Origin of the sequence: Pseudomonas syringae pv. cilantro (assembly GCF_001293775.1) — a bacterium.
Classification (GTDB): Bacteria; Pseudomonadota; Gammaproteobacteria; order Pseudomonadales; family Pseudomonadaceae; genus Aquipseudomonas; species Aquipseudomonas syringae_P.
Map to the genome: position 1 here is coordinate 55308 of NZ_LGLN01000033.1, position 25728 is coordinate 81035.

Annotated in this window: 24 protein-coding genes and 1 riboswitch; of the genes, 11 read left to right on the top strand and 13 right to left on the bottom strand. The window is 60.1% G+C overall.

Features of this window, described 5'->3' with window-relative positions; all coding sequences use genetic code 11:
- The 6 genes from ABJ99_RS07225 to ABJ99_RS07250 all read right to left on the bottom strand — a co-directional run.
- The coding region (locus ABJ99_RS07225; protein ID WP_154864410.1) for a 5-oxoprolinase/urea amidolyase family protein at window positions 1–2406 on the bottom strand (2406 nt) is incomplete at its 3' end.
- 109 nt (window positions 2407–2515) lie between these two features.
- Window positions 2516–3133 (bottom strand): urea amidolyase associated protein UAAP2, encoded by a 618-nt coding sequence (locus tag ABJ99_RS07230; RefSeq protein ID WP_054085236.1) that lies wholly within the window; start codon window positions 3131–3133, stop codon window positions 2516–2518.
- An 11-nt stretch (window positions 3134–3144) separates the two neighbouring features.
- Entirely contained in the window at window positions 3145–3870 is a 726-nt protein-coding gene (locus ABJ99_RS07235) for an urea amidolyase associated protein UAAP1 (protein WP_054085237.1), read from the bottom strand.
- Window positions 3867–4649, bottom strand: coding sequence for an ABC transporter ATP-binding protein (locus tag ABJ99_RS07240; RefSeq protein WP_054085238.1), 783 nt, complete (start codon window positions 4647–4649; stop codon window positions 3867–3869). The genes ABJ99_RS07235 and ABJ99_RS07240 overlap by 4 nt, the downstream gene beginning before the upstream one ends.
- Window positions 4646–5461, bottom strand: coding sequence for an ABC transporter permease (locus ABJ99_RS07245; protein ID WP_054085239.1), 816 nt, complete (start codon window positions 5459–5461; stop codon window positions 4646–4648). Before ABJ99_RS07245 ends, ABJ99_RS07240 begins: the two co-directional genes overlap by 4 nt.
- Before the next feature lie 27 nt (window positions 5462–5488).
- The gene (locus ABJ99_RS07250) at window positions 5489–6556 is read right to left on the bottom strand and encodes a putative urea ABC transporter substrate-binding protein (RefSeq protein WP_054085240.1); all 1068 of its coding nucleotides are present in this window, start codon (window positions 6554–6556) and stop codon (window positions 5489–5491) included.
- A gap of 63 nt (window positions 6557–6619) precedes the next feature.
- A riboswitch (guanidine-I (ykkC/yxkD leader) is annotated at window positions 6620–6722 on the bottom strand.
- Window positions 6723–7212: 490 nt separating this feature from the next.
- Between ABJ99_RS07250 and ABJ99_RS26745 the strand changes: the two genes are divergently transcribed.
- Complete coding sequence (locus ABJ99_RS26745) at window positions 7213–7587, top strand: hypothetical protein (RefSeq protein ID WP_162491544.1); 375 nt, start codon at window positions 7213–7215, stop codon at window positions 7585–7587.
- Window positions 7588–7751: 164 nt separating this feature from the next.
- Entirely contained in the window at window positions 7752–8444 is a 693-nt protein-coding gene (gene ung / locus ABJ99_RS07255; RefSeq protein ID WP_054085241.1) for a uracil-DNA glycosylase, read from the top strand.
- Between the two features lie 9 nt (window positions 8445–8453).
- Here the strand turns inward: ung and ABJ99_RS07260 are convergent, their stop codons facing one another.
- From ABJ99_RS07260 to ABJ99_RS07275, 4 genes are all read right to left on the bottom strand, one after another.
- Window positions 8454–9488 (bottom strand): AbrB family transcriptional regulator, encoded by a 1035-nt coding sequence (locus tag ABJ99_RS07260; protein ID WP_054085242.1) that lies wholly within the window; start codon window positions 9486–9488, stop codon window positions 8454–8456.
- Window positions 9481–10995, bottom strand: a complete 1515-nt coding sequence (locus ABJ99_RS07265; protein ID WP_054085243.1) for a tripartite tricarboxylate transporter permease — start codon at window positions 10993–10995, stop codon at window positions 9481–9483. The genes ABJ99_RS07260 and ABJ99_RS07265 overlap by 8 nt, the downstream gene beginning before the upstream one ends.
- Before the next feature lies 1 nt (window position 10996).
- The gene (locus ABJ99_RS07270; RefSeq protein WP_054085244.1) at window positions 10997–11455 is read right to left on the bottom strand and encodes a tripartite tricarboxylate transporter TctB family protein; all 459 of its coding nucleotides are present in this window, start codon (window positions 11453–11455) and stop codon (window positions 10997–10999) included.
- Window positions 11456–11517: 62 nt separating this feature from the next.
- On the bottom strand, window positions 11518–12501 hold the full coding sequence (locus ABJ99_RS07275; protein ID WP_174518460.1) for a Bug family tripartite tricarboxylate transporter substrate binding protein: 984 nt from the start codon (window positions 12499–12501) through the stop codon (window positions 11518–11520).
- Window positions 12502–12981: 480 nt separating this feature from the next.
- Here ABJ99_RS07275 and ABJ99_RS07280 point away from each other — a divergent pair, with 480 nt between their 5' ends.
- Together ABJ99_RS07280 and ABJ99_RS07285 are read left to right on the top strand one after the other, a co-directional pair.
- Window positions 12982–13653, top strand: coding sequence for a response regulator (locus tag ABJ99_RS07280; RefSeq protein ID WP_007248804.1), 672 nt, complete (start codon window positions 12982–12984; stop codon window positions 13651–13653).
- Window positions 13646–15031: a sensor histidine kinase gene (locus ABJ99_RS07285; RefSeq protein ID WP_054085246.1), complete on the top strand. Its 1386-nt coding sequence runs from the start codon at window positions 13646–13648 to the stop codon at window positions 15029–15031. Before ABJ99_RS07280 ends, ABJ99_RS07285 begins: the two co-directional genes overlap by 8 nt.
- 10 nt (window positions 15032–15041) lie before the next feature.
- On the opposite strand, the gene ABJ99_RS07290 is transcribed toward ABJ99_RS07285, so the two are convergent.
- Both ABJ99_RS07290 and ygfZ read right to left on the bottom strand, forming a co-directional pair.
- On the bottom strand, window positions 15042–15863 hold the full coding sequence (locus ABJ99_RS07290; protein WP_054085247.1) for an HDOD domain-containing protein: 822 nt from the start codon (window positions 15861–15863) through the stop codon (window positions 15042–15044).
- A 112-nt stretch (window positions 15864–15975) separates the two neighbouring features.
- On the bottom strand, window positions 15976–16917 hold the full coding sequence (ygfZ, locus tag ABJ99_RS07295; RefSeq protein ID WP_054085769.1) for a CAF17-like 4Fe-4S cluster assembly/insertion protein YgfZ: 942 nt from the start codon (window positions 16915–16917) through the stop codon (window positions 15976–15978).
- A 159-nt stretch (window positions 16918–17076) separates the two neighbouring features.
- On the opposite strand from ygfZ, the gene ABJ99_RS07300 reads away from it, so the two are divergent.
- Window positions 17077–17331, top strand: coding sequence for an FAD assembly factor SdhE (locus tag ABJ99_RS07300; RefSeq protein WP_004881759.1), 255 nt, complete (start codon window positions 17077–17079; stop codon window positions 17329–17331).
- On the top strand, window positions 17315–17782 hold the full coding sequence (locus ABJ99_RS07305) for a protein YgfX (RefSeq protein ID WP_054085248.1): 468 nt from the start codon (window positions 17315–17317) through the stop codon (window positions 17780–17782). Before ABJ99_RS07300 ends, ABJ99_RS07305 begins: the two co-directional genes overlap by 17 nt.
- Here ABJ99_RS07305 and nadB read toward each other — a convergent pair.
- On the bottom strand, window positions 17751–19367 hold the full coding sequence (nadB, locus tag ABJ99_RS07310) for an L-aspartate oxidase (protein ID WP_054085249.1): 1617 nt from the start codon (window positions 19365–19367) through the stop codon (window positions 17751–17753). The genes ABJ99_RS07305 and nadB overlap by 32 nt on opposite strands.
- A gap of 497 nt (window positions 19368–19864) precedes the next feature.
- Here nadB and rpoE point away from each other — a divergent pair, with 497 nt between their 5' ends.
- The 5 genes from rpoE to lepA all read left to right on the top strand — a co-directional run bounded on the left by rpoE (window position 19865) and on the right by lepA (window position 25720).
- On the top strand, window positions 19865–20446 hold the full coding sequence (gene rpoE, locus ABJ99_RS07315; RefSeq protein ID WP_002554912.1) for an RNA polymerase sigma factor RpoE: 582 nt from the start codon (window positions 19865–19867) through the stop codon (window positions 20444–20446).
- Window positions 20447–20479: 33 nt separating this feature from the next.
- Entirely contained in the window at window positions 20480–21070 is a 591-nt protein-coding gene (locus ABJ99_RS07320; RefSeq protein ID WP_054085250.1) for an anti sigma-E factor RseA C-terminal domain-containing protein, read from the top strand.
- A gap of 8 nt (window positions 21071–21078) precedes the next feature.
- Window positions 21079–22038, top strand: a complete 960-nt coding sequence (locus ABJ99_RS07325; RefSeq protein WP_054085251.1) for a MucB/RseB C-terminal domain-containing protein — start codon at window positions 21079–21081, stop codon at window positions 22036–22038.
- Window positions 22039–22333: 295 nt separating this feature from the next.
- Complete coding sequence (locus ABJ99_RS07330; protein ID WP_230081001.1) at window positions 22334–23752, top strand: DegQ family serine endoprotease; 1419 nt, start codon at window positions 22334–22336, stop codon at window positions 23750–23752.
- A gap of 171 nt (window positions 23753–23923) precedes the next feature.
- Entirely contained in the window at window positions 23924–25720 is a 1797-nt protein-coding gene (gene lepA / locus ABJ99_RS07335) for a translation elongation factor 4 (RefSeq protein WP_042912503.1), read from the top strand.
- Window positions 25721–25728: the final 8 nt, after the last annotated feature.

Here is a 25728-nt window from a genome sequence, read left to right on the forward strand (position 1 = left end):
CGGACTTGTCCGCGAAGAGGCCGGTACATCTGCGGCATTTTCTGTGTCTGAAATATAGCCTTCGCGAGCAAGCTCGCTCCCACATGGGTTTACGGTACTTTGGGGGAGGGTTGAGTTCATCGCCGCATGACACGCCTCGACACTCACCGGGTAAAACCGCACCCGATCTCCGGCCTTCAACTGTCCCAATTGCCACAAATCCGCTTCGATAATGGTCACCGGGCACACGAAGCCGCCCAGGCTTGGGCCGTCCGGGCCGAGGATGACCGGCATGTCGCCCGTAAAATCCACCGCGCCAATGGCATACGGGTTGTCGTGGATGTTGGACGGGTGCAGACCTGCCTCGCCGCCATCCGCACGAACCCATTCCGGCTTGGGACCGATCAGACGTACGCCGGTGCGGCTGGAATTGAAATGCACCTCCCAGTAGGTAGCAAAAAAGGTCTCGATATACGCTTCGGTGAAGTATTCCGGCGCGGCATGCGGGCCGTAGATTACCCGGATCTGGCGAACCTCCTTCAGTTCATCAAGCTCTTCATCGGCAATCCACTGGCCCGCATTGCGGTCAATCAAGGGCGCGATGTGCAGCACGTCACCGGCGCGTAACGCCCGGCCGCCATGTCCGCCGAACTGGCCGAGGGTGAAGGTGCTTTTGCTGCCCAGGTAATCTGGCACGTCCAGCCCGCCGCGCACGCACAGGTAACTGCGCACGCCTGCCCCCGTGATAGTGCCCAGCGACAGGGTCGACCCTGCGTGCACCAGCAACGCGGTGTTCATGGCGCAGGCTTCGCCGTCCAGTGTGATCGGGATCTGCGCGCCGGTCACGGCGATCACCGCATCGGTGTTGAAGCGCAGCAGCGGCCCGCTCATAGTGATTTCCAGCGCGGCGCAGCCCTCGGCATTGCCCAGCAGCCGGTTGCCCTGACGCAGGGCGCGGCTGTCCATCGGCCCGGACGGCGGCACACCGACTGCCCAGTAACCCAGTCGACCGGGATAGTCCTGAACGCTGGTTTGCGTTCCGCCGCTCAACACTTCAAATGTATCAGCGTGATACACCAGACCTTCCAGGCAGCGCGTCCACGGCTGACCGCTGGCAAAAGGCGCGTCGTCGATGATCTGGCGCAGGTAATCGCGGTTGGTCTCCACGCCGTACAGGCGCGTTTCGTGAAGCGCGGCAGCCAACCCGGCGCTGGCCTGATCGCGACTCGGCGCCCAACTGATCAGCTTGGCGATCATGGGGTCGAAATACGGCGGGATCTCGCATCCGGCTTCCACCCAAGTATCAATGCGCAGCGCACGGCCATCGGCAGGCGGAAAGCTGACAGCGGTCAGCAGGCCGGGGCAGGGCTGGAAGTCACGGCCCGGATCCTCGGCGTACAGCCGTGCCTGAATCGCATGGCCGACCGGCTTCAAGTTGGCCTGCAACTGATCGAGCGGCGGCAGATCGCCAGCGGCCAGTTGCACCATCCAACTGACCAGATCGACGCCCCACACCTGCTCAGTAACACCATGCTCGACCTGCAAGCGTGTGTTCACTTCCAGAAAATAAAAGCGCTGGTCCTCACTGTCGAACACAAACTCGACGGTCCCGGCGCTGCGATAGTTGACCGCTCTGGCCAGCTTGATCGCCGCCGCGCACAGCTCATCGGCCATGCCGTCCGGCAGGTTGGGCGCCGGGGTTTCTTCCAGCACTTTCTGGTTGCGGCGCTGCACCGAGCAGTCGCGCACGCCGAGGGCCAGCACCTCGCCCTGGCCGTCACCGAACACCTGCACTTCCAGATGGCGGGCGCGCTGGATGTATTTCTCGATGAATACTCCCGCGTCGCTGAAATTGTTCTGGCCCAGACGTTTTACCGCTTCGAACGAGTCCGCCAGCTCCTCGGCGCTGCGGCACACGCGCATGCCGATGCCGCCACCGCCTGCGGTGCTTTTGAGCATCACCGGATAGCCAATGCTGCGCGCAGCTGCGATGGCGTCTTCCAGGCTGTCGAGCAGTTCGGTGCCTTCCAGCAGTGGCACGTTATGTTGTCGGGCCAGCGCACGGGCGGTGTGCTTGAGGCCGAACACGCGCAGTTGCTCGGGCGTCGGGCCAACGAAGGCGATACCGGCGTCTTCGCAGGCTTGAGCAAAGCCGGCGTTTTCAGAGAGAAAGCCGTAGCCGGGATGAATGGCTTTGGCGCCGCTGGCGTTGGCGTTGGCGATGGCGAGGATCTTGTCCACCGCCAGATACGTCCCGGCCGCGCCGCCTTCGCCCAGGCTGTGGGCTTCGTCGGCCTGCATCAGGTGCAGGCTGGCAGCGTCGGCTTCGGAATACACCGCCACGCCGTTGACCTGCAAGCTGCGCAGGGTCCGCAGGATGCGGCAGGCAATGGCGCCACGGTTGGCGATCAGCAGTTTGTCGAACATGGCATAACCCCGGAAACCCGGCTAAGCCCGGTTTCGTGATGGGAAGCGGGCCGTCCCGCTATTGATCTATCTACGCAACGGTCGTCCGTTGCTGAGGGCGGTCGCCGGGTCAGTCGCGAATCAGTAAGTGCGCGGGCGTCGGGTTGTAACCGTTGCAAGGATTGTTGAGCTGCGGACAGTTGGAAATCAGCACGATCACGTCCATTTCGGCGCGCAGTTCGACGTACTTGCCGGGTGCGGAAATACCGTCTTCGAAGGTCAGGCCGCCGTCGGCTGTCACCGGCACGTTCATGAAGAAATTGATGTTCGGCCCGATGTCGGCCTTGGTCAGGCGACCGTCGTGCAGGCAGGCGCGCAGGTAATTGTCGCGGCAGCTGTGCATGTAGCGTTTTTCCAGGGCGTAACGCACGGTGTTGCTCTCCTGGGCGCACGCACCACCCAGTGTGTCGTGGCGACCGCAGGTGTCATCGATGATGGTCAGCATCGGCTGGCCGAGGTTGGAAAACAGCACGCTGCCCGTGGTCAGGTAAACGCTGTTCTGCCGCCGCAAAGTACGCTGCACATCGTAGCGCTCGCGCGGGTTAGCGAGGCTGAAAAACAGCGTGTCGACCGCCTGATTGCCTTGCAGATCGAGAATGCGCACGGTCTGCCCGGCCTTTACTTCGGCCAGAAACGGCTCGCCGGCCGGAATGGTCGCGTCGCAGCAATGATGATTGTGTGAGTTCATGACAGGGCTCCTCAGGCGAACAGGCGGTCGGTATTGATGAAGCCGCGCTCGTTTTCCGGGCGCGAGGTGCGGCAGTGCTCGGCAACGCTGGCGTCGGCTTTCATCCAGCCGAGTTTGAGCGGCTGCGGTGCGTATTCGGGGTTGGGGTCCATCGGGTGTTGCAGCGCGGTCAGCACCACCAGCGTGTCCATCGGCGCATACAGCTCGATGTAATCACCGGCTGTTGAGTTGTTCGGGACGAAATGCAGCGCGCCCGTGTCGTCGACATCGACGCGGCTGAACAGGTTGAGGGTCATCAGCAGATCCGACAGCCCGAGACCCCATTTGCCCAGCTCGACCAGCAAATTGTCGACGCCGTTGCGAAAGAAGCCGTTGCGCAGTTCCTGATAGCGGCCCTGGCCGTATTTTTCAGCGACTTCCTGGGCGTTGAGCACGCCGCCAATGCTGTCGCTCCAGCCGCAGGTGTCGGTGACGATGGCAGCCAGCACGCGGCCCATGTCCGAATACAGGCAATGGCCGTTGCTCAACTTGGCGGTGTGCTGGCATTTGAGGCTGTCGGGCAGGTTTAGGCGCTCGGTTTTTTCGTGAGCGTTGAGCAGCGTCAGGCTGACGTTCGCGTTGCCGTGCAGGTCGGTCAGGCGCAGCAGTTCGCCGCGCTTGAGGATGAACGAACGATGGCCGCCGCCGGGCAGCAGTTCTTCGGCGAAAACCGGGTACAGCGTGGTCGAGTCAGTCATTGAACGGGCTCCTCTGAAACGGTAAGCAGCGAATCGATGGCGGCGCGTTCGGCGCGGCGTTCGCTGTTGAGGGGGATGTCGTAAGTGATGCGCGCGCCATACGCGCCGGGTTCGTGCGGGTCATGGCGCACCTTGTCGAACACCAGCAGGCGGGTGCCGAGGTTGAAGCCTTCGGACAGGTCATGGGTAACCATGAACACCGTCAGTTTCGTCTCGCGCCACAGCTCCAGCAGCAGATGGTGCATGTCCTTGCGGATGCCGGGGTCGAGCGCGCCGAAGGGCTCGTCCAGCAGCAGCACGCGGGGTTTCATGATCAGCGCCTGAGCAATCGCCAGCCGTTGTTGCATACCGCCTGACAACTGCGTCGGGTACTTGTCCAGCGCGTGGCTCAGGCCGACTTTGTCCAGCAAATGCGCGGCTTGCTCGCGGGCCTGGCGTTTGGTCTGGCCGAACAGGCGACCGAGCAACGGCGAGCGGGGCAGCTCCAGGCCCAGCGCGACGTTGTCCAGCACCGACAGATGCGGAAACACCGAATAGCGCTGGAAGACCACGCCACGGCTGGCGTCCGGCTCATTGCACAGGGCTTCACCGTCCAGCGTGATCAGACCGCGGCTCGGGGTTTCCTGGCCCAGCAGCAGGCGCAGAAACGTCGATTTGCCGCAGCCCGATGCGCCGACCAGCGTGCAGAACTCACCCTCGGCAACGTCCAGATTCAGGCCCTCGAGCACCACTTGATCGGCGTATTGCTGCCAGACATTACGCACACAGATAAAGCTCATGCGCGGGCTCCTTCGTACCAAGGGAACGCGCGTCGGGTCAGGGCTTTGAGGCACCAGTCCATCAGCCAGGCGAGCAGGGTGATCCACACCACATACGGCAGAATCACATCCATCGCCAGATAACGCCGCACCAGAAAAATCCGGTAGCCCAGACCGTCAGTCGAGGCGATGGCCTCGGCTGCGATCAGGAACAACCATGCCGAACCGAGCACCAGCCGCAGGGCAATCAACAGGCGTGGCAACAACTGCGGCAGGATCACCCGCAGGATCAGCGTCCAGGTGGTGGCGCCCAACGTCTGCGCCTTGATCAACAGTTCGACCGGAATTTCCCGGGCGCGTTGTTCCAGGTCACGGGCCAGAATCGGCGTGATGCCGATCACGATCAGCATCACTTTTGACAGTTCACCCAGGCCGAAGACGATGAACAGAATCGGCAGGATCGCCAGTGGCGGCACCATCGACAGCACCGTCAGCAACGGCGACAACGGCGCGCTGAACAGCGGCAGAATGCCCGCTGCAATGCCCAGACACAGGCCCAGCAATGCGCTGATGCCAAGGCCGATCGCCAGGCGCTTGAGGCTCGACGCGGAGTCTAGCCACAGCAGGTAGTCGCCGGTTCGGGCGTCGGCAGTGAACGCCACGCGTTTGACCGCATCGGCCATCTGCATTGCGCTGGGCAGCAGTTTGTCGGTGGGGTTTTCCGCGAGCCGGGTGGCCGAGCCCATGAAATAGGCGAACAGCAACAGGGCGAACGGCAGGATCACCAGAATCAGGCGACCGGCGCGATCCGGATGGCGGTTTATCAAGCGCATGGCAATGACCTTTCTACTGAGCGTGATTTACAGCTTGCCGTCGGCGGCCATCTGCACGTAGCTGGGGGCAAAGTGCAGCTTGAGGTTGGCCTTGTCGCCGAGAACCACGCCGTTGGCGAACGACATGCCGACCGCGTTCGCGTCGCGAGCACCTTCGCCAAGCAAACCGTGGGCGAACGAGAAGTCAGCCACCTTGCGCTGGGTCTCGGGCAGCTGTTTGCTGGTGGCGAATTCGAGCGCTTCCTTTGGGGTGGCAAACAGCTTGGTGGTGTCGAGCTGCGCCTGGAAACCGGCCAGATCAGTGCCCGATGCCTTGGCCATGTGTTCCAGTGCGGCTTTGCTTTGGGCGTTTTTGGCGTTCATCAGCGCGACCACCTCAAACCACGCGCCGGTCAGGGCTTTACCCAGGGCCGGGTTGTCTTTCAGGGTCTGGCTGTTGACGACCATCATGTCCATGATCTCGCCGGGGATCTGGCTGGAATTGAACACTTCGGTCACGCCGGGCTTGGCCTTGATGTCCGACAGCATCGGGTTCCAGGTGGTGACCGCCTGCACGTCATCAGTATTGAAGGCAGCCGAGATATCGGCATCCGAGGTGTTGACGACTTTCAGGTCTTTTTCGCTGAGCTTGACGCTGTCCAGCGCGCGGGCCAGCAGGTAATGGGACACCGACAGTTCGACCAGATTGACGTCCATGCCCTTGAGGTCAGCGACTTTCTTGTCTTTGCCTTTGAGCACAATGCCGTCGTTGCCATTGGAGAAGTCGCTGACGATCAGCGCGGTGCTTTCCACGCCGCCTGCGGCCGGAATGGTCAGGGCGTCCATGTTGGTCATGGTGCAGCCATCGAACTGGCCGGCGGTGTACTGATTGATGGATTCGACGTAGTCATTGAGCTGAGTGACATCGATTTTGATGCCGTACTTTTTCGCCCACTTGTCGACGATGCCCTGGCTACCGGCATATTCCCACGGCATCCAGCCTGCGTAGATGGTCCAGCAGACGTTGAAGTGATCTTTCTGGGCGGCATTCGCCGAGAGGCTCAACGCAGCAAGCAGGCCTGCGGTAATCAGGCCGAAAAGACGAGACTTTTGCATGTTGAGAAATCTCCAGTAGTGAAAAAAGGCGGCCAGGAGCAACGTGACACCACTGGTGTCCCTGTCTCCCGGGCTTTTGTCCCGCCGTGTAACCTCTACTGGAGGTCGCCAACTCTCGGACCAGCCACTTGCCTGCTGGCAAGCCGGAACCCTAGTCGGCTATTGCAAATTGTGGTGCCGCGAACCTGTGTTGACTCCTGCACACCAGACATCAAGCGAGAGTTGTGCCAACTCGCCAGAAGTACCGGTTTACAGGGGGCGCTGCTGACGTCGAGCGGGCGGTGAATGCGAAATTGCCTTGTGCTGGTGCGGCCTTGCACCGCGATGAGGCGCACGTGCATTTATTGAAGTGAAATGTTTTGTAGCATGTTTGTATAAAACTGAAACAATCCCGTGGAGCACGGTTTTCGGGCCGCTTGGCACCATATCGCCATTATGGACGGGTCCCGGTCAGGGGCGTGTTCAGGGCACTAGAAGGGCATTTCGCTGTCATAACTTTCGTCCGCCAACCGCTTTGGCGGACGCCGACCAGCGTCGCTGGTTTGTGCCCAATCGCGGTCCAGGAGGCCGCCATGTATCGAAGACCCTTGCTTGTCACGTTGCTGACCCTTTTTCTTGCTGGTTGCTACGGAGGCCCCGGTTATTACGAATCCGATGTGTACACGCAGCCGACGACGGTCGTCAGTGGTGGCACTTACGCGTATGACAACGGCTACAACGCCACTTATTATCAGGAGCGGCGCATCTACATAGCGCCCCAACCGCGCTATTACAACCAACCGCGCTATTACGTTCCGGCACCGCGTTACTACGCGCCGCCGCCTGTGCCACGTTATTACCAGTCAGGACGTCAGCCCGGCTATGGCTGGAGGAATGATGGCTTTCGTGGCAATGGCGGTTTCGGGCGTAATGACGGTTTCCGCGGAGACCGGGGTAATCGCGGCTGGGACGACCATGGCGGTCGAGGCGGGCGCGATGGCCGCGATCATGGACGAGGCGGGCGTGGCGATGGTCGTGGTGGCCATCGCTAGCTGAAACTCACTTCAGACTGACTCTCGCTATCGTGCCGGCGCTCCGCGTCGGCACGCCTTTGCGGACGCTCTGCGTCCTGTTTTGAGTGCGCAAAGCGCAGCCGCCATTGACTTTGCCGCGGGGCTTTCCTAGTGTCCGCGCATTGTTTTTACCGGATGTAACCATGACTAGCGATGACCGCATCAAGCTTGAGCCTAGCTGGAAAGAAGCCCTGCGTGACGAGTTCGAACAGCCCTATATGACTCAGCTGCGCGATTTTCTGCGTCAGGAGCATGCGGCCGGCAAGGAGATCTATCCGCCGGGGCCACTGATCTTCAACGCGCTGAATTCCACGCCGCTGGATAACGTGAAAGTGGTGATCCTCGGTCAGGACCCGTACCACGGCCCGAATCAGGCCCACGGTCTGTGCTTCTCGGTGCAGCCCGGCGTGCCGACGCCGCCGTCGCTGGTCAACATCTATAAAGAGCTGAAACGCGACCTGAACATCGACATTCCCAATCATGGTTGCCTGCAATCCTGGGCCGATCAAGGCGTGCTGCTGCTCAACACCACTCTGACTGTCGAGCGCGCCAACGCAGCCTCGCATGCGGGCAAAGGCTGGCAGCACTTCACTGACCGGATCATTCAGGTGGTGAGCGAGCATCAGCCGCATCTGGTGTTTCTGTTATGGGGTGCTCATGCGCAGAGCAAACAGAAGCTGGTCGACGCGACCAGGCACCTGGTGCTGACGTCCGTCCATCCATCGCCGCTGTCGGCCTACAAAGGCTTTTTGGGCAACGGCCATTTCGGGCGGGCCAACAAGTACCTTGAGCAAAACGGCATCGAACCGATTGATTGGCGACTGCCTAACCTGTGAGCGACGCGCTCAGTCAGCGAGCCGCTTGTTCCAGAGGCGGTACAGCGGCTCGGCGAGAAACAGCACGAACAGCAGGCGCATGACCTGCATGGCCGTAACCAGCGGTACTGACAGTTGCAGCACCTCGGCGGTCAGGCTCATCTCGGCAATGCCGCCGGGCATCATGCCCAGCGTCAACGAACGCAAATCCAGCTGGGTGAGGGCGCTGAGGCCCAGTGCTGCGAGTGCTGCGATCAGCATCGTCAATGCAGTGCCCAGCAGGGTGCGTGCCAGAAACGACGGCGCTCGCCGAAAGAACGCCCGGTTGAAGTGACAGCCCAGCCCGCTGCCGATCAGCAATTGACCGAGCTGGCTGGCACCGTTGGGCAAACCGATCCGCAGATCCCAGACCACACTCACCACCGCGCTCAGCAGCAACGGGCCGAACAGCCATGGGTTGGGCTGCTTGAGACGTTGCCATAACCAAGCCAGTGCGGCACCGACCGGCAGCAGCAACGCCAGCCAGCGCCAGTCCACCAGCGTGGCGTGCAGCGTGGGTGCGCCATCCCCCAGCAAGTATTTGAAAATCGCGGGCACACAGAGCACCACGGCCAGCACCCGAAGACTTTGCGCAGCAGCCACGCTGCTGAGCGTGGCACCATTGCGGGCACCGAGGTTGACCATCTCTCCCGAACCGCCCGGCATGCTGGAGAAAAACGCCGTAGGCCGGTCCTCGCCAGTACGCAGCATCAGCCAGACGCCGATCAGGCACGACAGGCTGGTGACCAGCGCACCGAAAAAAATCAAGCCGAAATGCGCCAGCACCTGTTCGATGACCACCGGGGTAAAGTGCAGGCCGATGCCGGTCCCGATGATCAACTGACCGCATTTGCGGCCGCCGGGAATCTGCGCCAGTTGCCAGGGTGTCAGGCAGCGCACGAGGATGATCGCCAGCAACGAGCCGACCATCCACGGCAGCGGCCAGCCGACCTGACTGGCGAGGTAGCCGCCCAGCAGGCCGACCAGCGGCGTTGCCCACCAACAACGCAGAGCAGGCTCAGTCATGAATCGTGATAGCGCGTTGTTTCGCGCGTTTACGCCAGATCCGCAGCAGCGGGAACAGCAGCATGAACGCCGTCACCACCCAGACCCCGAGCGTGATCGGGCTGGACCAGAGAATCCCCAGTTCGCCATTGGAGATCGACAGGGCGCGGCGCAGGTTTTGCTCCATCAGGCCGCCGAGGATGAACCCGAGCAGGATCGGCGACAGCGGGAAGTCCAGCTTGCGCAGGATGTAACCGAAGATGCCGATGCCGACCATCAGAAACAGGTCGAACGTGGTCGCATGCACCGCGTACACGCCAATCCCGGTGATGATCGCGATCACCGGCACCAGCGCCCAGTTCGGCACCGCAAGGATGCGGGTAAAAATGCGGATCATCGGGATGTTGAGGATCACCAGCATGATATTGGCGATGAATAACGACGCGATCAGGCCCCAGACGATGTCCGGTTGTTGCTGAAAGAGCATCGGCCCCGGCGTGATGTTGTACAGCGATAGCGCGCCGATCATCACTGCCGTGGTACCGGAGCCAGGAACGCCCAGGGTCAGCATCGGTACCAGAGCGCCACAGGCCGTGGCGCCGATGGCGGTTTCCGGTGCGGCCAGACCGCGCATGTCACCCTGACCGAACTTGCCGCTTGCGCCGGCGATGCGTTTCTCGGTCATGTAGGCGACCGCACTGGCCAGCGTCGCCCCTGCACCCGGCAGCACGCCGAGGATGAAGCCCAGCAGCCCGCAGCGCACATTAACGGCGAATACCGAAGCGGCTTCCTTGACGTTGAACATCATGCGCCCGGTGGCGTTGACCGCTTCCTGGCCGCGATGGGTTTTCTCCAGCAATAACAGAATTTCGCTGATCGAGAACAGCCCCAGGACCAGCACCACAAACTGAATGCCATCGGTCAGGTGAATGTTATCGCCGGTAAAACGGTATACGCCGCTGTTGGCATCGATGCCGACGGCGGATAGAAACAGGCCGATCAACGCAGCGATAAACGTTTTCAGTGGCTTGTCGCCCGCCATGCCGCCCAGACAGACAATCGCGAACACCATCAGCACGAAGTATTCTGCCGGGCCGAAGGCAATCGCCCACTTGGCGAGCAACGGCGCGAACAGCACCATGCCGCAGGTTGCGATGAACGCACCGATGAACGAACTCCATGCTGACAGCGACAACGCGACACCGGCCAGGCCCTGACGCGCCATCGGGTAACCGTCCAGCGTGGTCATGACGGTCGAGGCTTCACCCGGAATGTTAAGCAGAATCGAGCTGATACGGCCGCCGTATTCGCAACCCAGGTACACGGCCGCGAGCAGAATCAGTGCCGATTCGGGCGGCAGGCCCAGCGCGAAGGCAATCGGAATCAACAGCGCCACGCCGTTGATCGGTCCGAGCCCCGGCAGCAGGCCGACGACGGTACCGATCAGCGTGCCGGACAGCGCGGTGATCAGGTTGTAGGGAGTGAGGGCGACGCCGAAGCCCTGGCCCAGATAGCCGAACGTATCCATATCAGTTCTCCAGAACGCTGAGCAGGCCTAAAGGCAGCGGAACATCCATGGCCTTGTCGAACAGCAGGTACAGGCCGACGCTCATCAGAATCACCACCACGATGCTGGGCAGCCAGCGTCCGCCATAGAGGCGCGCCATGGGGATGCCGATCAGGATGCTGCTGAGAATGAAGCCCAGCGGTTCGAACAGCCCGGCAAAGATCAGCAGCAGGCCGATGCATATGCCGATCTTGATCAGGGTTTGACGGTCCAGCGCGGGCTCTTCTTCAGTGTGGACGATGGCCGTAGGACGAATCAGCATGTACAGCAGGCCAACGCCCATCAGCCCGAGGATCAACAGCGGAAAGGCGCGGGGGCCAACCGGTTCGTAGGAAAAAGTTGCCTGATAAGGCCAGGCCATAAGGGCCAGGCCGGCGCATGCCATTAACAGAATGGCCGCGAAAATGCGTTGTATGACCATGAGAAGCTCCTGCGTCGCGCCCGTCTGGCGGGCGCAACCGAAAGTCAGTCAATTGCGTTCAATTACTGAATCAGGCCGAATTCCTTGGCCAGCATCTTGTAGTCGGTCACCTGTTTCTTGACGTAGGTGTCCAGTTCCGGACCGGTCATGGCAAACGGGAACAGCTCGCGCTGATCACGCAATTTGGCAAAATCTTCCGAAGCCAGAATCTTGTCGAACGCCGCTTTCCACCAGTTGTAGTCTTCGTCGCTGACCTTCGGCCCCAGATAGAAGCCGCGCACGACGGGCCAGACGATGTCGTAGCCCTGTTCCTTGGCGGTCGGGATGCCTTTCATTTCCGGTTCGTCGATGCGCTTCTCGGCGAACACGGCAAGCAGGCGCATGTCACCGCTCAAGATGTGTGGCATCGAGTCGGAAATGTCGGTGCTGCCCACCTGAATGTGGCCGCCCAGCAACGCCGTGGCGATCTCGCCGCCACCTTCCAGCGCGACATAGCGCAAGTCGCGAGGGTTGATGCCTGCGGCTTTGGCGATCAGCGCGGTTTGCATCCAGTCCTGGCTGCCGACCGTGCCCCCGGAGCCAATCACGACTTTGCTCGGATCGGCCTTGAGGGCTTTGACCAGATCGTCGAGGTTGTTGTACGGCGAGTCGCTTTTCACGGCGATGGCACCGTAGCTGGTGCCGACGGCGGCGAGCCAGCGAACGGCGTTCTCGTCAAAACGGCCGAATTTGCCTTGTGCCAGATTGAGCAGCGAGCCGCTGGACCACGCAACCAGCGTGCCTGCATCAGCCGGGCGCTGAGCGACCACCGCGTTGTAGGCCACTGCGCCGACACCGCCGGGCATATACGTCACGCGCATGGGCGTGGACAGAATCTTTTCGTTGATCAGCGCGCTCTGGATCAGCTTGCAGGTCAGGTCGAAGCCGCCGCCGGGCGATGCCGGTGCGATGCATTCCGGGCGCCGAGGGTCTGCAAACAGTTGGCTGGCAAGCAACAGACAGCCAGCAGTGGCCGCTAGCTGACGCAGGGAAATCTTCATGTTCAGTCTCCAGATTTGTTGTTTTTAGCTGAGAGAGTTTTGTGGGGTCAGGAAGCTGCCGGGCAATCGCTTTGATCGCGCGCACAACGAAAAGCTGTTCGCTGACAACAGGCTGTCATCGGTACAGAGGTGTGCACTGCCGGATTGAAGCGTGACTGGTTGAAGACCGTGGAGCAGGGCGCTGAGCTATCCACGAGGGACAGGCGGCCGGGGGAAACGCAGGCCTGGTAGGGCGTAGACATGGGGTGACTCCATTTACCGATTTATTGTTTTTATTTTCAGACGCATCCGGGCGTCTGTGTTTACGTACCCGTTTCAGCGGGTCGTTAAGCGATGCTAAATCATCAACCTTTCGCAAACCTTTCAGTGGCCTGCCAGGTGACCGATGAAGCTTCAAGTCGTTTCTGTTCTTCACAGGCAGCGGCCTGCCTGTAAACTCCTCCGCCACAAGCCCCGGCTAACAACAGTGTCAATCAGGAGACGGCGATGCGTGTTCTTCTTGTGGAAGATCATCTGCAATTGGCTGAAAGTGTTGCGCAGGCGCTCAAGAGCGCGGGTTTGACCGTTGATGTGCTGCATGATGGCGTGGCCGCCGACCTGGCCTTGAGCAGTGAGGAATATGCCGTCGCGATTCTTGATGTCGGGCTGCCGCGCATGGACGGCTTCGAGGTGCTGGCGCGTTTGCGGGCGCGCAGCAAGAACCTGCCGGTACTGATGCTGACCGCGCGCAGTGACGTCAAGGATCGCGTTCACGGCCTCAATCTGGGGGCGGATGATTACTTGGCCAAGCCCTTCGAACTGTCCGAACTGGAAGCCAGGGTCAAGGCCTTGCTGCGACGCAGCGTGCTGGGGGGCGAGCGGCAGCAGTGCTGCGGCGTGCTGACTTATGATCTGGACACACGGCGTTTCACGCTCGGCGAAGAACTGTTGACGTTGACCTCGCGCGAGCAGGCGGTGCTGGAGGCCCTGATCGCCCGGCCCGGCAGGGTGATGAGCAAGGAGCAGCTGGCGGCACAGGTCTTCGGGCTTGATGAAGAAGCCAGCCCCGATGCCATCGAAATCTATATTCATCGCCTGCGCAAGAAGCTCGACGGGCATGCCGTGGCCATTGTGACCTTTCGGGGTCTGGGGTATCTGCTTGAAAGTCGCGATGATTAACGACAGCCTGCGCTGGCGGCTGTTGTGGAATCTGGCATTGCTGTTGGTGGTGCTGATGCTGGCCAGCGGCATGAGTGCTTACTGGAACGGCCGGGAAGTGGCCGATACGGCCTACGACCGTACGCTGCTGGCATCGGCGCGAACCATCGCGGCCGGCCTGACTCAGCGTGACGGCACCTTGAGCGCCGACATTCCCTACGTGGCGCTGGACACCTTCGCCTACGACAGCGAAGGGCGGATTTATTATCAGGTCAATGACATCCATCAGAAGCTGATCTCCGGCTACGAAAACCTGCCATCTCCGCCGCCGGGTACTCTGCGCACCGACGATTATCCGGCGCTGGCCAAGTTTTATAACGGCACCTATCAGGGGCAGGACGTGCGGGTGGTCAGCTTGCTCAAGCCGGTGACCGACCCTGGCATGAACGGGGTGGCGGAAATCCGCGTGGCGGAAACCCAGGAGGCGCGCAAAGGCATGGCGCGCAGCCTGATGGCCGACACCTTGCTGCGCCTTGGCATGCTCGGCGGTGGCGCATTGCTGCTGGTCTGGTTCACGGTCAGCGCAGCGTTGCGCCCGCTGGAGCGACTGCGCACGTCGGTTGAAGAGCGCCAGTCGGACGATCTTCGTGCATTGCCGATGGTCGAGGTGCAGCATGAACTGCGCCCGTTGGTCGGCGCGCTGAACCACTTCACCGAACGGCTGCGCATGCAGTTCGAGCGGCAGGCGCAGTTCATCGCCGATGCGGCCCATGAATTGCGCACGCCCCTGGCGGCCCTCAAGGCACGGGTCGAGCTGGGCTTGCGTGAGCGTGAACCGCACCGCTGGCGCGAAACGCTTGAGGCGGCGGCGCTGGGCACGGATCGGCTCACGCATCTGGCCAATCAGTTGCTGTCGCTGGCGCGGATCGAAAACGGCGCGCGGGCGATTGCCGAAGGTGGCGCGCAGCAACTGGACCTCAGTCAACTGGCCAGAGAGCTGGGCATGGCCATGGCGCCGCTGGCCCATTCACGCGGCGTCGCGTTGGCGCTGGAGGCTGACGAGCCGGTCTGGCTGCGTGGCGAGCCGACCTTGTTGAACGAGTTGCTGAGCAATCTGATCGACAACGCGCTGGCGCACACGCCGCCAGGCGGCAATGTGGTGCTGCGGGTCTACGCGCCCGCTGTGCTGGAGGTCGAGGATGACGGTGCGGGCATTCCGCAAGACGAGCGCGAACGGGTTTTCGAACGCTTCTATCGCAGCAGTCAGCGGGGCAGTGGCGCAGGGCTCGGTCTGGCTATCGTGGGCGAGATCTGCCGGGCGCATCTGGCCAGGATTACGCTGCATGATGGCGCCGAGCGAGGTCTCAAAGTGCGGGTCAGTTTCACAACCATGTCCTGATCCTGATCAGCTAGTAGAGCATGCTCTTGGCTTCTTCCATCTGCGCCGCCAGCGTGCCGTCGGCTTCGCTCAGCCTTAACTGATGGAATGCGGGCAGGTCGGCCATCTCGATCTCGCTGAACGGGTGGTCGGTGTTCTTGTGGAGGTGCACCGTGGCAATCTGCACCAGGTCGGTGTAGTCGGGGTTTTTTGACACGCGGGCAAAGTCCTGGAACTGGCCAGGCACGCAAGCCAGTGGCTCGGGGAAGTCCCATGAACGCAGCAGGCGCTCGCCGATGACCGGGTGAATGCTGTCAATGACATGGTTGAGGCTGATCGGGTCCGCCAGCAGTTCGAAATGATCTTCGGCATACGTCAGAATCGGCAAAATGCCGATCAGATGGATCAGCCCGGCAAGCGTCGCCTGATCTGGCTTGAGGTGAGTGTAGCGCTGGCAAAGGGTGTAGCTGATCCCGGCGACCTGAAGGCTCTGTTTCCAGATTTCACGCATCTTCTTTTCAATGACTTCCGACTTGGCGTGAAACATTTGCTCGACCACCAGGCCGATGGCCAGGTTGCAGGTGTAATTGACGCCCAGGCGACGAATCGCCGTGTTGACGTCGCTGACTTCAAAATTAGGGCGCAACAAGGGGCTGTTCGCCACTTTGATCAGGCGTGCGGAGAGGGCGGTATCGCTACCAATGACCTTGCTCAAGTCCGCGATACTGATTTCAGTGTCTTCGGCGGCAAGGCGAATTCTCAATGCTACTTCCGGCAGGGTCGGCAGAAACAGGGCATCTCTATCGATAGCCTTGATCAGGTTTCTCTGCACCTCGTCAGCCATCTTGCTCATGTGCATCTCGCAGCCGTTAAGAGTGTCCAGCGTTTTCCGCGCGCCCAAAGCAGCGCCAGCGTGCTTCTGGATCGCTCTAGAGACATTAGGAACGTGAATGTGTTCGCCAGGCCTAGCGCAGAGTTTCGAGTTTACTGTCCAGTGTGTAGGGCAGTTCACTCATGTGCAGCGCCGGGCCTTGCGGCGAACCGAGGTGTATCTGTCCACTTTCGGCCGCATCACCCTGAAGCACGGCGAGCAATTCGATGCCCTGATCAGACTGCGCGGCCAGCACCACGTTGCCCACGGCGCTGGCGTGTACAGGCGAAAACAGCGCTGTGCCGGGCTGCGGAATTTCCTGAGCCTGCAAGGTCAGGCGATAAAGCCTGCGCTTGAGTTTGCCCAGGTACTGCATGCGCGCGACGATTTCCTGACCGGTGTAGCAGCCCTTTTTAAAGCTGACACCGCCGACCGCCTGCAGATTGATCATCTGCGGGATGAACTCTTCACGCGTGCTGCCGAATACCTGGCCAATACCGGCACGGATCTGACCCAGCAACCAGTCGTTCAGCGAGCCTTCTGTCAGTCGGGCAGCAAGACGCGATCGGCTGCTGTCTGCCTGCCCGGCGGGTACCCAGAGTTCGGCGCGGGCCGGTGAAACACGAATGGCGATCAGCGCGTCGGCCCTTGCCACTGCCCCGGTTTCCGGCGGCAGATCCAGACCCAGACTGCCGAGCGCGTCGTCGCCTTCCTGCAAGCCAAAGCGCACCCAGGCCGCGCTTTCGTCGGTGAGTTTCGATTTGGAAAACACTGCGTACTTGCGCAGATCCAGCAATTGCGGCTCGATCAATTCGCTGGCCATCGCCAACAGGCAGCCATCGCCTTCGAAAACGAGACGAAAGCTCGACTGCATGCGGCCTTTCTGCGTGCAGCGTGCGCCCAGGCTGAACTGGCTCTCACTCAGATAATTGAGGTTGCATGTCAATTGACCTTGTAGGAATTTGCCGGCATCCACGCCGCGAACGGCGAGAACGCCCTCATGGGATAGCGTGCAGAAAAAAGCTGTGTGGGCCATGGTCATCGCAGATTGGGAAAAAAGTCCGGGGGCACATCATAGTGCATAGTGCCCAGTCGACGATATGAATACGGTTACATGAAAACTGCTGCGACCATTGTGCGGTTCGCGCCGTCGGCTCACGGCTGTATACTCGCCGCCTACTTTGAGGAGCGCTCCATGGTCGAAGACGTTGAACTCAACCGCCTTTACTGGCACAGCCGCCGCGGCATGCTTGAACTGGACGTGCTGTTAGTGCCGTTTGTCCGTGAGGTCTACCCGCATTTGAATGACGTGGACCGCGATCTGTATCGTCGCCTGCTGACCTGTGAGGATCAGGACATGTTCGGCTGGTTCATGCAGCGTGCCGAATCCGAAGACCCTGAGCTGCAACGCATGGTTCGCATGATTCTGGACCGTGTCCAGCCCAAGTGACCGTTTCGAGTGCCACTGGCAGGCGTCGCGTCTGCTGCTGGGCGCTTATCTGGTCGCTCAGCTGCTGGCGTTGATAGCGCTGTGCCAGCTGGATATCAGCCCATGGGCGATACTGATCGGATCGGCCTCTTGCCTGACGCACGCCGTCTGGGTGCTGCCCCGGTCGATCCTGCTCAATCATCCTGCGGCGTACCGCGCGCTGAAACGTGATCGCCAGGGCTGGCAGCTCTGGAGTGAGCGGTGCGGCTGGCAACCTGTCTGCCTGAGGCCGGACAGCCTTGCTTTGCCTTGGGTCGTGATAGTGCGTTTTCGCCTGATCGGCGGCGACGGCAGGCCTTCGGGGTTCACCAGCAGTTGCTGCATTCCTCGCGATGCGCTGACGCCGGACATGCACCGACGCCTGCGCGTGCGTCTGAAATTCAGCCGGCGTAATTGGGTGGCAGCAGAATAGTGTCAAGCGCCTCGGGCAGCATGTCGGGATAATCCAGTGTGTAATGCAGGCCACGGCTTTCCTTGCGCTGCATGGCTGACTCAATCATCAGTTCGGCGACCTGCGCCAGGTTGCGCAGCTCGATCAGGTCGCGGCTGACCTTGTAGTTGCTGTAAAACTCGTCGATTTCGTCCAGCAACAGACGCACCCGATGCCGTGCGCGCTGCAAGCGCTTGTTGGTGCGCACGATGCCCACGTAGTCCCACATGAAGCGCCGCAACTCGTCCCAGTTGTGGGCGATGATCACGTCTTCATCCGAATCGGTGACCTGACTGGCATCCCAGGCTGGCAGGTTTGTGGGCATGGACACTTTATCCAACTGCTGCTCGATGTCTGCGGCTGCCGAACGCGCGTAGACAAAGCATTCCAGGAGCGAATTGCTGGCCATGCGGTTTGCGCCGTGCAGGCCGGTGAAGCTGGTTTCTCCGATGGCATACAGGCCGGGCACATCGGTGTGGCCGTGGCTGTCGACCATCACACCGCCGCAGGTGTAATGCGCAGCGGGCACCACTGGAATGGGCTGGCGAGTAATGTCGATGGAGAACTCGAGGCAGCGTTCATAAACGGTGGGGAAGTGTGTCTTGATGAATGCTTCGGGTTTGTGGCTGATGTCCAGGAAAACGCAGTCGATGCCCAGACGCTTCATCTCGTGGTCGATCGCCCGCGCCACGATATCGCGCGGGGCCAATTCTGCCCGTTCGTCGAATCGCGGCATGAAGCGCTCGCCGTTGGGCAGCTTGAGGTAGGCGCCTTCGCCGCGCAGCGCTTCGGTGATCAGAAAACTTTTGGCCTGCGGGTGATAGAGGCAGGTGGGGTGAAACTGGTTGAACTCCAGATTCGCCACCCGGCAGCCCGAGCGCCAGGCCATTGCGATGCCGTCACCGCACGCGCCATCCGGGTTGCTGGTGTACAGATAGACTTTTGCAGCGCCGCCCGAGGCCAGAATCGTGAAGCGCGCACCGTAGGTGTCGACTTCGCCGCTGCTGCGATTGAGCACATACGCACCCAGGCAGCGTTGGCCGTCAAGGCCGAGACGGCGCTCGGTGATCAGATCAATGGCTGCGCGCTGCTCCAGCAGCTCGATGTTCGGCCGCTTGCTGGCTTGCTCGAGCAAGGTACGGAATATCGCCGCGCCGGTGGCGTCGGCGGCGTGAATGATGCGTCGATGGCTGTGACCGCCTTCGCGGGTCAGGTGAAACTCAAAGCCGCTTTCGTCCGTGTCCCCGTGGTCGCCACGGGTAAACGGCACGCCCTGATCGATCAACCACTGAATGGCCTCGCGGCTGTGCTCCACGGTAAAACGCACGGCGTCTTCATGGCAAAGGCCGCCGCCAGCGTTCAGCGTGTCTTCGACATGAGACTGCACGGTGTCGCTGTCATCGAGGACCGCTGCAACGCCACCTTGCGCCCAGAATGTCGAACCGTTGGCCAGATCGCCCTTGCTCAGCACGGCAATCCGCAGATGCCCGGGAAGCGTCAGGGCCAGACTCAGTCCGGCAGCGCCGCTGCCGATTACCAGTACGTCGTGCTGAAAATGTTGACTCATCTGCGCATTCTGTCCTTGGCGGCCACTAGTATAAGTATGGGGGTAACGGCACAATAGCCGCGCCTACATGGCAATGTGAGACCACGGCGGGCTGGGATTGTGCTCCAGTCCCTGATGTCATGCCTATTTGTTTTACCGGGTTATTCACTGGAAATGCTTCAAATCAGTGATTTTCTGGAGATATATGCAGTCTGGGGTCCACGCCTGACATTGTGTCAATGGAACTTTTTACCGGGATCCAGGCTCAATAGCAGGTTGCCTACACAGGAACAGCGTCGTTTTTTGCAGTGTTAGATAAGTGATCATCAACTGCGAATTCGACGACAAGACTATTCGCGCAGCCGACCCTGTCGAGCTGCGTTTTTCGTGCAGGCGTCAAGATGGTCTGCAGGAAACTTGCTTGAAGGGGGAGAACTTTTGCGAAAAGCCCGAGTCTATGTTTGCGAGCCTGAACACCGTCAGTTGCAACGCTCCTTCAAGCTTAACGAGGAGTGTTCATGCTAACCCAGGAAGAGGATCAGCAGCTTGTCGAGCGCGTACAGCGCGGTGATACGCGAGCGTTTGATCTGTTGGTGCTGAAATATCAGCACAAAATTCTAGGGTTGATCGTGCGTTTCGTGCACGACACCCATGAGGCTCAGGATGTTGCACAGGAAGCGTTTATTAAAGCTTATCGTGCGCTCGGAAATTTTCGCGGCGACAGTGCTTTTTATACATGGCTGTACCGCATCGCTATTAATACGGCGAAGAACTATCTGGTGTCGAGAGGTCGTCGACCACCCGATAGCGATGTAAGGTCTGAAGACGCGGAGTTCTACGACGGCGATCACGGCCTCAAGGACATCGAGTCGCCGGAGCGTGCATTGTTAAGGGATGAGATCGAGGGCACCGTCCATCGGACCATCCAGCTTCTCCCGGAAGATTTACGTACGGCACTAACTTTACGTGAATTCGATGGTCTGAGTTATGAAGACATTGCGAGCGTCATGCAGTGTCCTGTTGGTACCGTGCGCTCTCGCATCTTTCGCGCTCGGGAAGCCATCGATAAAGCCCTGCAGCCGTTGTTGCAGGAATCCTGAGACAGCGGCGATAGCCCAAGAGAGGAACCCGCCATGAGTCGTGAAGCCCTGCAGGAATCGCTGTCCGCGGTACTGGATAACGAAGCGGACGAACTGGAATTACGTCGGGTATTGAATGCCATTGACGATGCTGAGACTCGCGCCACATGGTCGCGTTATCAAGTTGCCCGTGCAGCCATGCACAAAGAGTTGCTGATCCCTCATCTGGATATTTCGGCTGCTGTATCTGCCGCTATTGCCGATGAAGTCAGCCCGCTCAAGGCAGCGCGTGGTCCTTGGCGTACGCTCGGTCGTCTGGCCGTTGCAGCGTCGGTTACCGTAGCCGTTCTGGCCGGTGTCCGCCTGTATAACCAGGATGACATTGCCGGCGCGCAGCTGGCACAGCAGACCCAGCAGCCTGCCAATCTGACCGTTCCGCAAGTAAAAGGTCCGGCTGTACTGGCCGGCTACACTGAAAGCGCCGAGCAGGCACCAGGCCCTATGGCCAACGGTGTGTTGCAGGGTGCAGGTGAGGGCGATCAGCGTCTGCCTGGTTACTTGCGTCAACACGCTCAGGAAGCAGCGTTGAAAGGCACTGAGAGCGCGTTGCCTTATGCCCGTGCTGCCAGCCTGGAAAACCGTTAAGGAGGATCATGCGAGCCGTCCCTCTACTGCCGTTACTGCTTAGTGGATGGCTTGCCCTCCCGGTACAGGCTGACGACGCGCAAGACGCTGTCAATCGTCTTGCAAAAGTCGATCAGTCGCAGAATTATCAAGGCACATTTGTTTACGAACGCAACGGTAGCTTTTCTACCCACCGAATCTGGCACCGCATCGCGGATGGCAAGGTTCAGGAGCGTTTATTGCAACTTGATGGGTCTGCTCAGGAAGTGTTGCGCGTTGGCGGACTTACCCAGTGCGTCAGCGGTACGCTTGAAGCGGGTGTAGCCAATCCGGCTGTTTCCACCGCCCGTGCATTCGATGTCAAAAGACTTTCCGCTTGGTACGACATGAAAATTGTCGGCAAGTCCAGAGTGGCTGGCCGCTCGACGACCATCGTCGCGCTGTCGCCCAAGGACCAGCATCGCTACGGCCTCGAACTTCATCTGGATAATGAAACCGGACTGTTGCTCAAATCACTGTTATTAAGTGAACGGGGTCAATTGCTCGAGCGTTTCCAGTTTACCGATCTTGATACGTCCAGCGTCTTGTCCGAGCAAACGCTCAAGGCAAGCGATGAGTGCAAGCCGGTGCCTATCGTGAAAACCAAGCCTGAAGTTGCCATCAGCCCTGTGGCATGGCGCTCGGACTGGTTGCCTCCCGGTTTTGAGCTCGGCAGCAGTGGCGTCCGCAAGGACCCCGCTACGCAGTCCTCTGTCACCCGTTTGATGTACGGCGATGGTCTGGCGCGTTTTTCGGTATTCATCGAATCCGTGAAAGGGGCGTCTTCGTCGGATATCCGTACTCAACTGGGGCCGACCGCGGCTGTTTCGCGTCGTCTCACCACGCCACAGGGTGACATGATGGTGACGGTCGTCGGAGAAGTGCCCATGGGCACGGCCGAGCGTATTGCGTTATCCATGCGCAATGATGAAACTCCGGTAAAGCAATAAACATCTGAAGCGACGAATGCCCGGGATGTAAAATTTTTCATCTTGGGTTCGATGAGCCGCCAGACCGCAGTCAACCTGGCCTTGGGCGAGATACTGAAATGTTTGGTGAGGTTTTCACGTTGCAAAAATCCTCTATTTTTTCTATAGGTCACAGCCTCGCAGCTCTGGCCTTTGTCGTTTGTGGGCCCTATATCTGACTCTGGAATGAGCATCGCGGCTCAGGGTCCTTGAGTCAGTTGCTCTGTACTGCTTAATTTTGCTCGTTACGAACGGGAGCCGTATGTCGATACCACGTATGAAGTCTTATTTTTCATTGATCGCCGCCGTGCTGATGCTCGGACAGGTCGCCACGGCTCAGGCCGAGAACCTGCCCGATTTTACCGGGCTGGTCGAACAGGCATCGCCCGCAGTGGTGAACATCAGTACCCGCCAGAAATTGCCGGATCGTGCTGTCGCCAACCAACAGATGCCGGATATGGAAGGCCTGCCGCCCATGCTCCGCGAATTTCTCGAGCGCAGCATGCCGCCGGGGTCGCGGGCGCCAGGCAAAGGTGATCGCCAGCGCGAAGCGCAGTCGCTGGGTTCGGGGTTCATTATTTCGTCGGACGGTTACGTTCTGACCAATAATCATGTGATTGATGGCGCCGACGAGATTCTCGTGCGCCTGTCCGATCGCAGTGAATTGAAGGCCAGGCTGGTCGGTACTGATCCGCGTACTGACGTGGCCGTACTGAAAATCGAAGGCAAAGACCTGCCAACTGCCAAGCTGGGCAATTCCAACACGCTCAAGGTGGGTGAGTGGGTACTGGCCATCGGTTCGCCTTTCGGCTTTGATCATTCGGTGACCAAAGGCATCGTCAGTGCCAAGGGACGCAGTCTGCCGAATGACACTTACGTGCCGTTCATCCAGACCGACGTGGCGATCAACCCGGGTAACTCGGGCGGCCCGTTGTTCAACATGGCGGGCGAAGTGGTCGGGATCAACTCGCAGATCTTTACCCGTTCCGGCGGCTTCATGGGCCTGTCGTTCGCAATCCCGATTGACGTCGCCATGGACGTTGCCAACCAGCTCAAGGCCAGTGGCAAAGTCAGCCGCGGCTGGCTGGGTGTGGTTATTCAGGAAGTGAACAAGGACCTGGCCGAATCGTTCGGGCTGGACAAGCCTGCCGGTGCGCTGGTTGCCCAGGTTCTGGAAGACGGCCCGGCGGCCAAGGGCGGTTTGCAGGTCGGTGACGTGATTCTCAGTGCCAACGGTCAGCCAATCGTCATGTCGGCTGACCTCCCGCACTTGATCGGTAATCTCAAGGATGGCAGCAAGGCCGAACTCGAAGTGATTCGTGACGGCAAGCGTCAGAAACTGACCGTGACTGTCGGCGCATTGCCGGATGAAGGTCAGGAGATGGGCGACATTTCGGGCTCCGGTGCCGAGCGCAGCAGCAATCGTCTGGGCGTATCGGTGATCGAACTGACCGCCGAGCAGAAAAAGACTCTGGATATCAAAGGTGGTGTGGCCATCAAGGAAGTCTCCGGTGGTCCGGCAGCGTTGATCGGTCTGCAACCGGGTGATGTGATCACTCACCTGAACAATCAGGCGATCATCTCCGGCAAGCAGTTCACCGAAGTGGCGAAAAGCCTGCCCAAGGACCGTTCCGTCTCGATGCGTGTTCTGCGTCAGGGCCGTGCGACTTTCATTACCTTCAAACTGTCCGAGTAACGGGCTGATTTGATCGGGAAGGGTGGCTGCGGCCACCCTTTTTTGTGGCTGACCGGTTGCCCGGCACCGATCCGGGTGCCTGTAAGCGTGACGCCTCTTGCTTAGTTCAGGTACAATTCCCGGCTATTTTTCGGCGGGCAATCTGCCTGCAACCTTTTTGAGTGTTGATCCGTGAGTGATTTGAGTCATATCCGCAATTTCTCCATCATCGCCCACATTGACCATGGCAAGTCGACGCTGGCCGATCGCTTCATTCAAATGTGCGGCGGCCTGTCCGAGCGCGAAATGGAAGCGCAGGTGCTCGACTCCATGGATCTCGAGCGCGAGCGCGGGATCACCATCAAGGCCCATAGCGTTACCCTGTACTACAAGGCCAAAGACGGTATCACCTACCAGCTGAACTTCATCGACACCCCGGGGCACGTCGACTTCACCTATGAAGTCAGCCGTTCCCTGGCTGCGTGCGAAGGTGCGTTGCTGGTGGTCGATGCCGGTCAGGGTGTTGAGGCCCAGTCGGTTGCCAACTGCTACACCGCAATCGAGCAGGGCCTTGAGGTCATGCCTGTCCTGAACAAGATGGACTTGCCGCAGGCCGATCCGGACCGCGTCAAGGAAGAGATCGAGAAGATCATCGGCATTGACGCCACTGACGCCGTAGCGTGCAGCGCCAAGAGCGGCATGGGTGTCGACGAAGTCCTCGAGCGTCTGGTAGCGACCATTCCGCCACCGACCGGCGACATCGAAGCGCCGTTGCAGGCGCTGATCATCGACTCATGGTTCGACAATTACCTGGGCGTTGTGTCGCTGGTGCGTGTACGCCATGGTCGCGTGCGCAAGGGCGACAAGATCCTCGTCAAGTCCACCGGCAAGATGCACCTGGTCGACAGCGTGGGTGTGTTCAATCCCAAGCACATAGCCACCGTTGATCTGAAAGCCGGTGAAGTGGGCTTCATCATTGCCGGCATCAAGGACATTCACGGTGCGCCGGTGGGTGACACCCTGACCCTGAGCACCACCCCCGACGTAGACGTGCTGCCGGGTTTCAAACGCATTCAGCCGCAAGTCTATGCCGGTCTGTTTCCGGTTAGTTCGGACGATTTCGAAGACTTCCGCGAAGCCCTGCAAAAGCTGACGCTGAACGACTCCTCGCTGCAGTATCTGCCGGAAAGCTCCGACGCACTGGGCTTCGGCTTCCGTTGTGGCTTCCTTGGCATGCTCCACATGGAGATCATCCAGGAGCGCCTGGAGCGCGAGTACAACCTCGACCTGATCACCACCGCGCCAACCGTAATCTTTGAACTGCTGTTGAAGACCGGTGAGACCATCTACGTCGACAACCCGTCCAAACTGCCAGACCTGTCGGCCATCGAAGACATGCGCGAACCCATCGTTCGGGCAAATATTCTTGTGCCGCAGGAGCACCTGGGCAACGTCATTACCCTGTGTATCGAAAAGCGTGGCGTTCAGCACGACATGCTGTTCCTCGGCACCCAGGTGCAGGTGAGCTACGATTTGCCGATGAACGAAGTGGTCCTCGACTTCTTCGACCGTCTCAAGTCTGTCAGCCGCGGTTATGCTTCGCTGGACTATCATTTCGATCGTTACCAGTCAGCCAACCTGGTCAAGCTCGACGTGTTGATCAACGCCGAGAAGGTCGATGCCCTGGCACTGATCGTTCACCGCGACAACGCCCACTACAAAGGGCGTGCGTTGACCGAGAAGATGAAAGAGCTGATTCCTCGGCAGATGTTCGACGTGGCAATTCAGGCGGCCATCGGCGGTCAGATTGTGGCGCGGACAACCGTCAAGGCGCTTAGAAAGAACGTATTGGCCAAATGCTACGGCGGTGACGTCAGCCGCAAGCGTAAATTGCTGGAGAAGCAAAAGGCCGGTAAGAAACGCATGAAGCAGGTCGGCAACGTGGAAATTCCACAGGAAGCCTTCCTTGCAGTGCTCAGGTTGGAATAGTCAGGTCC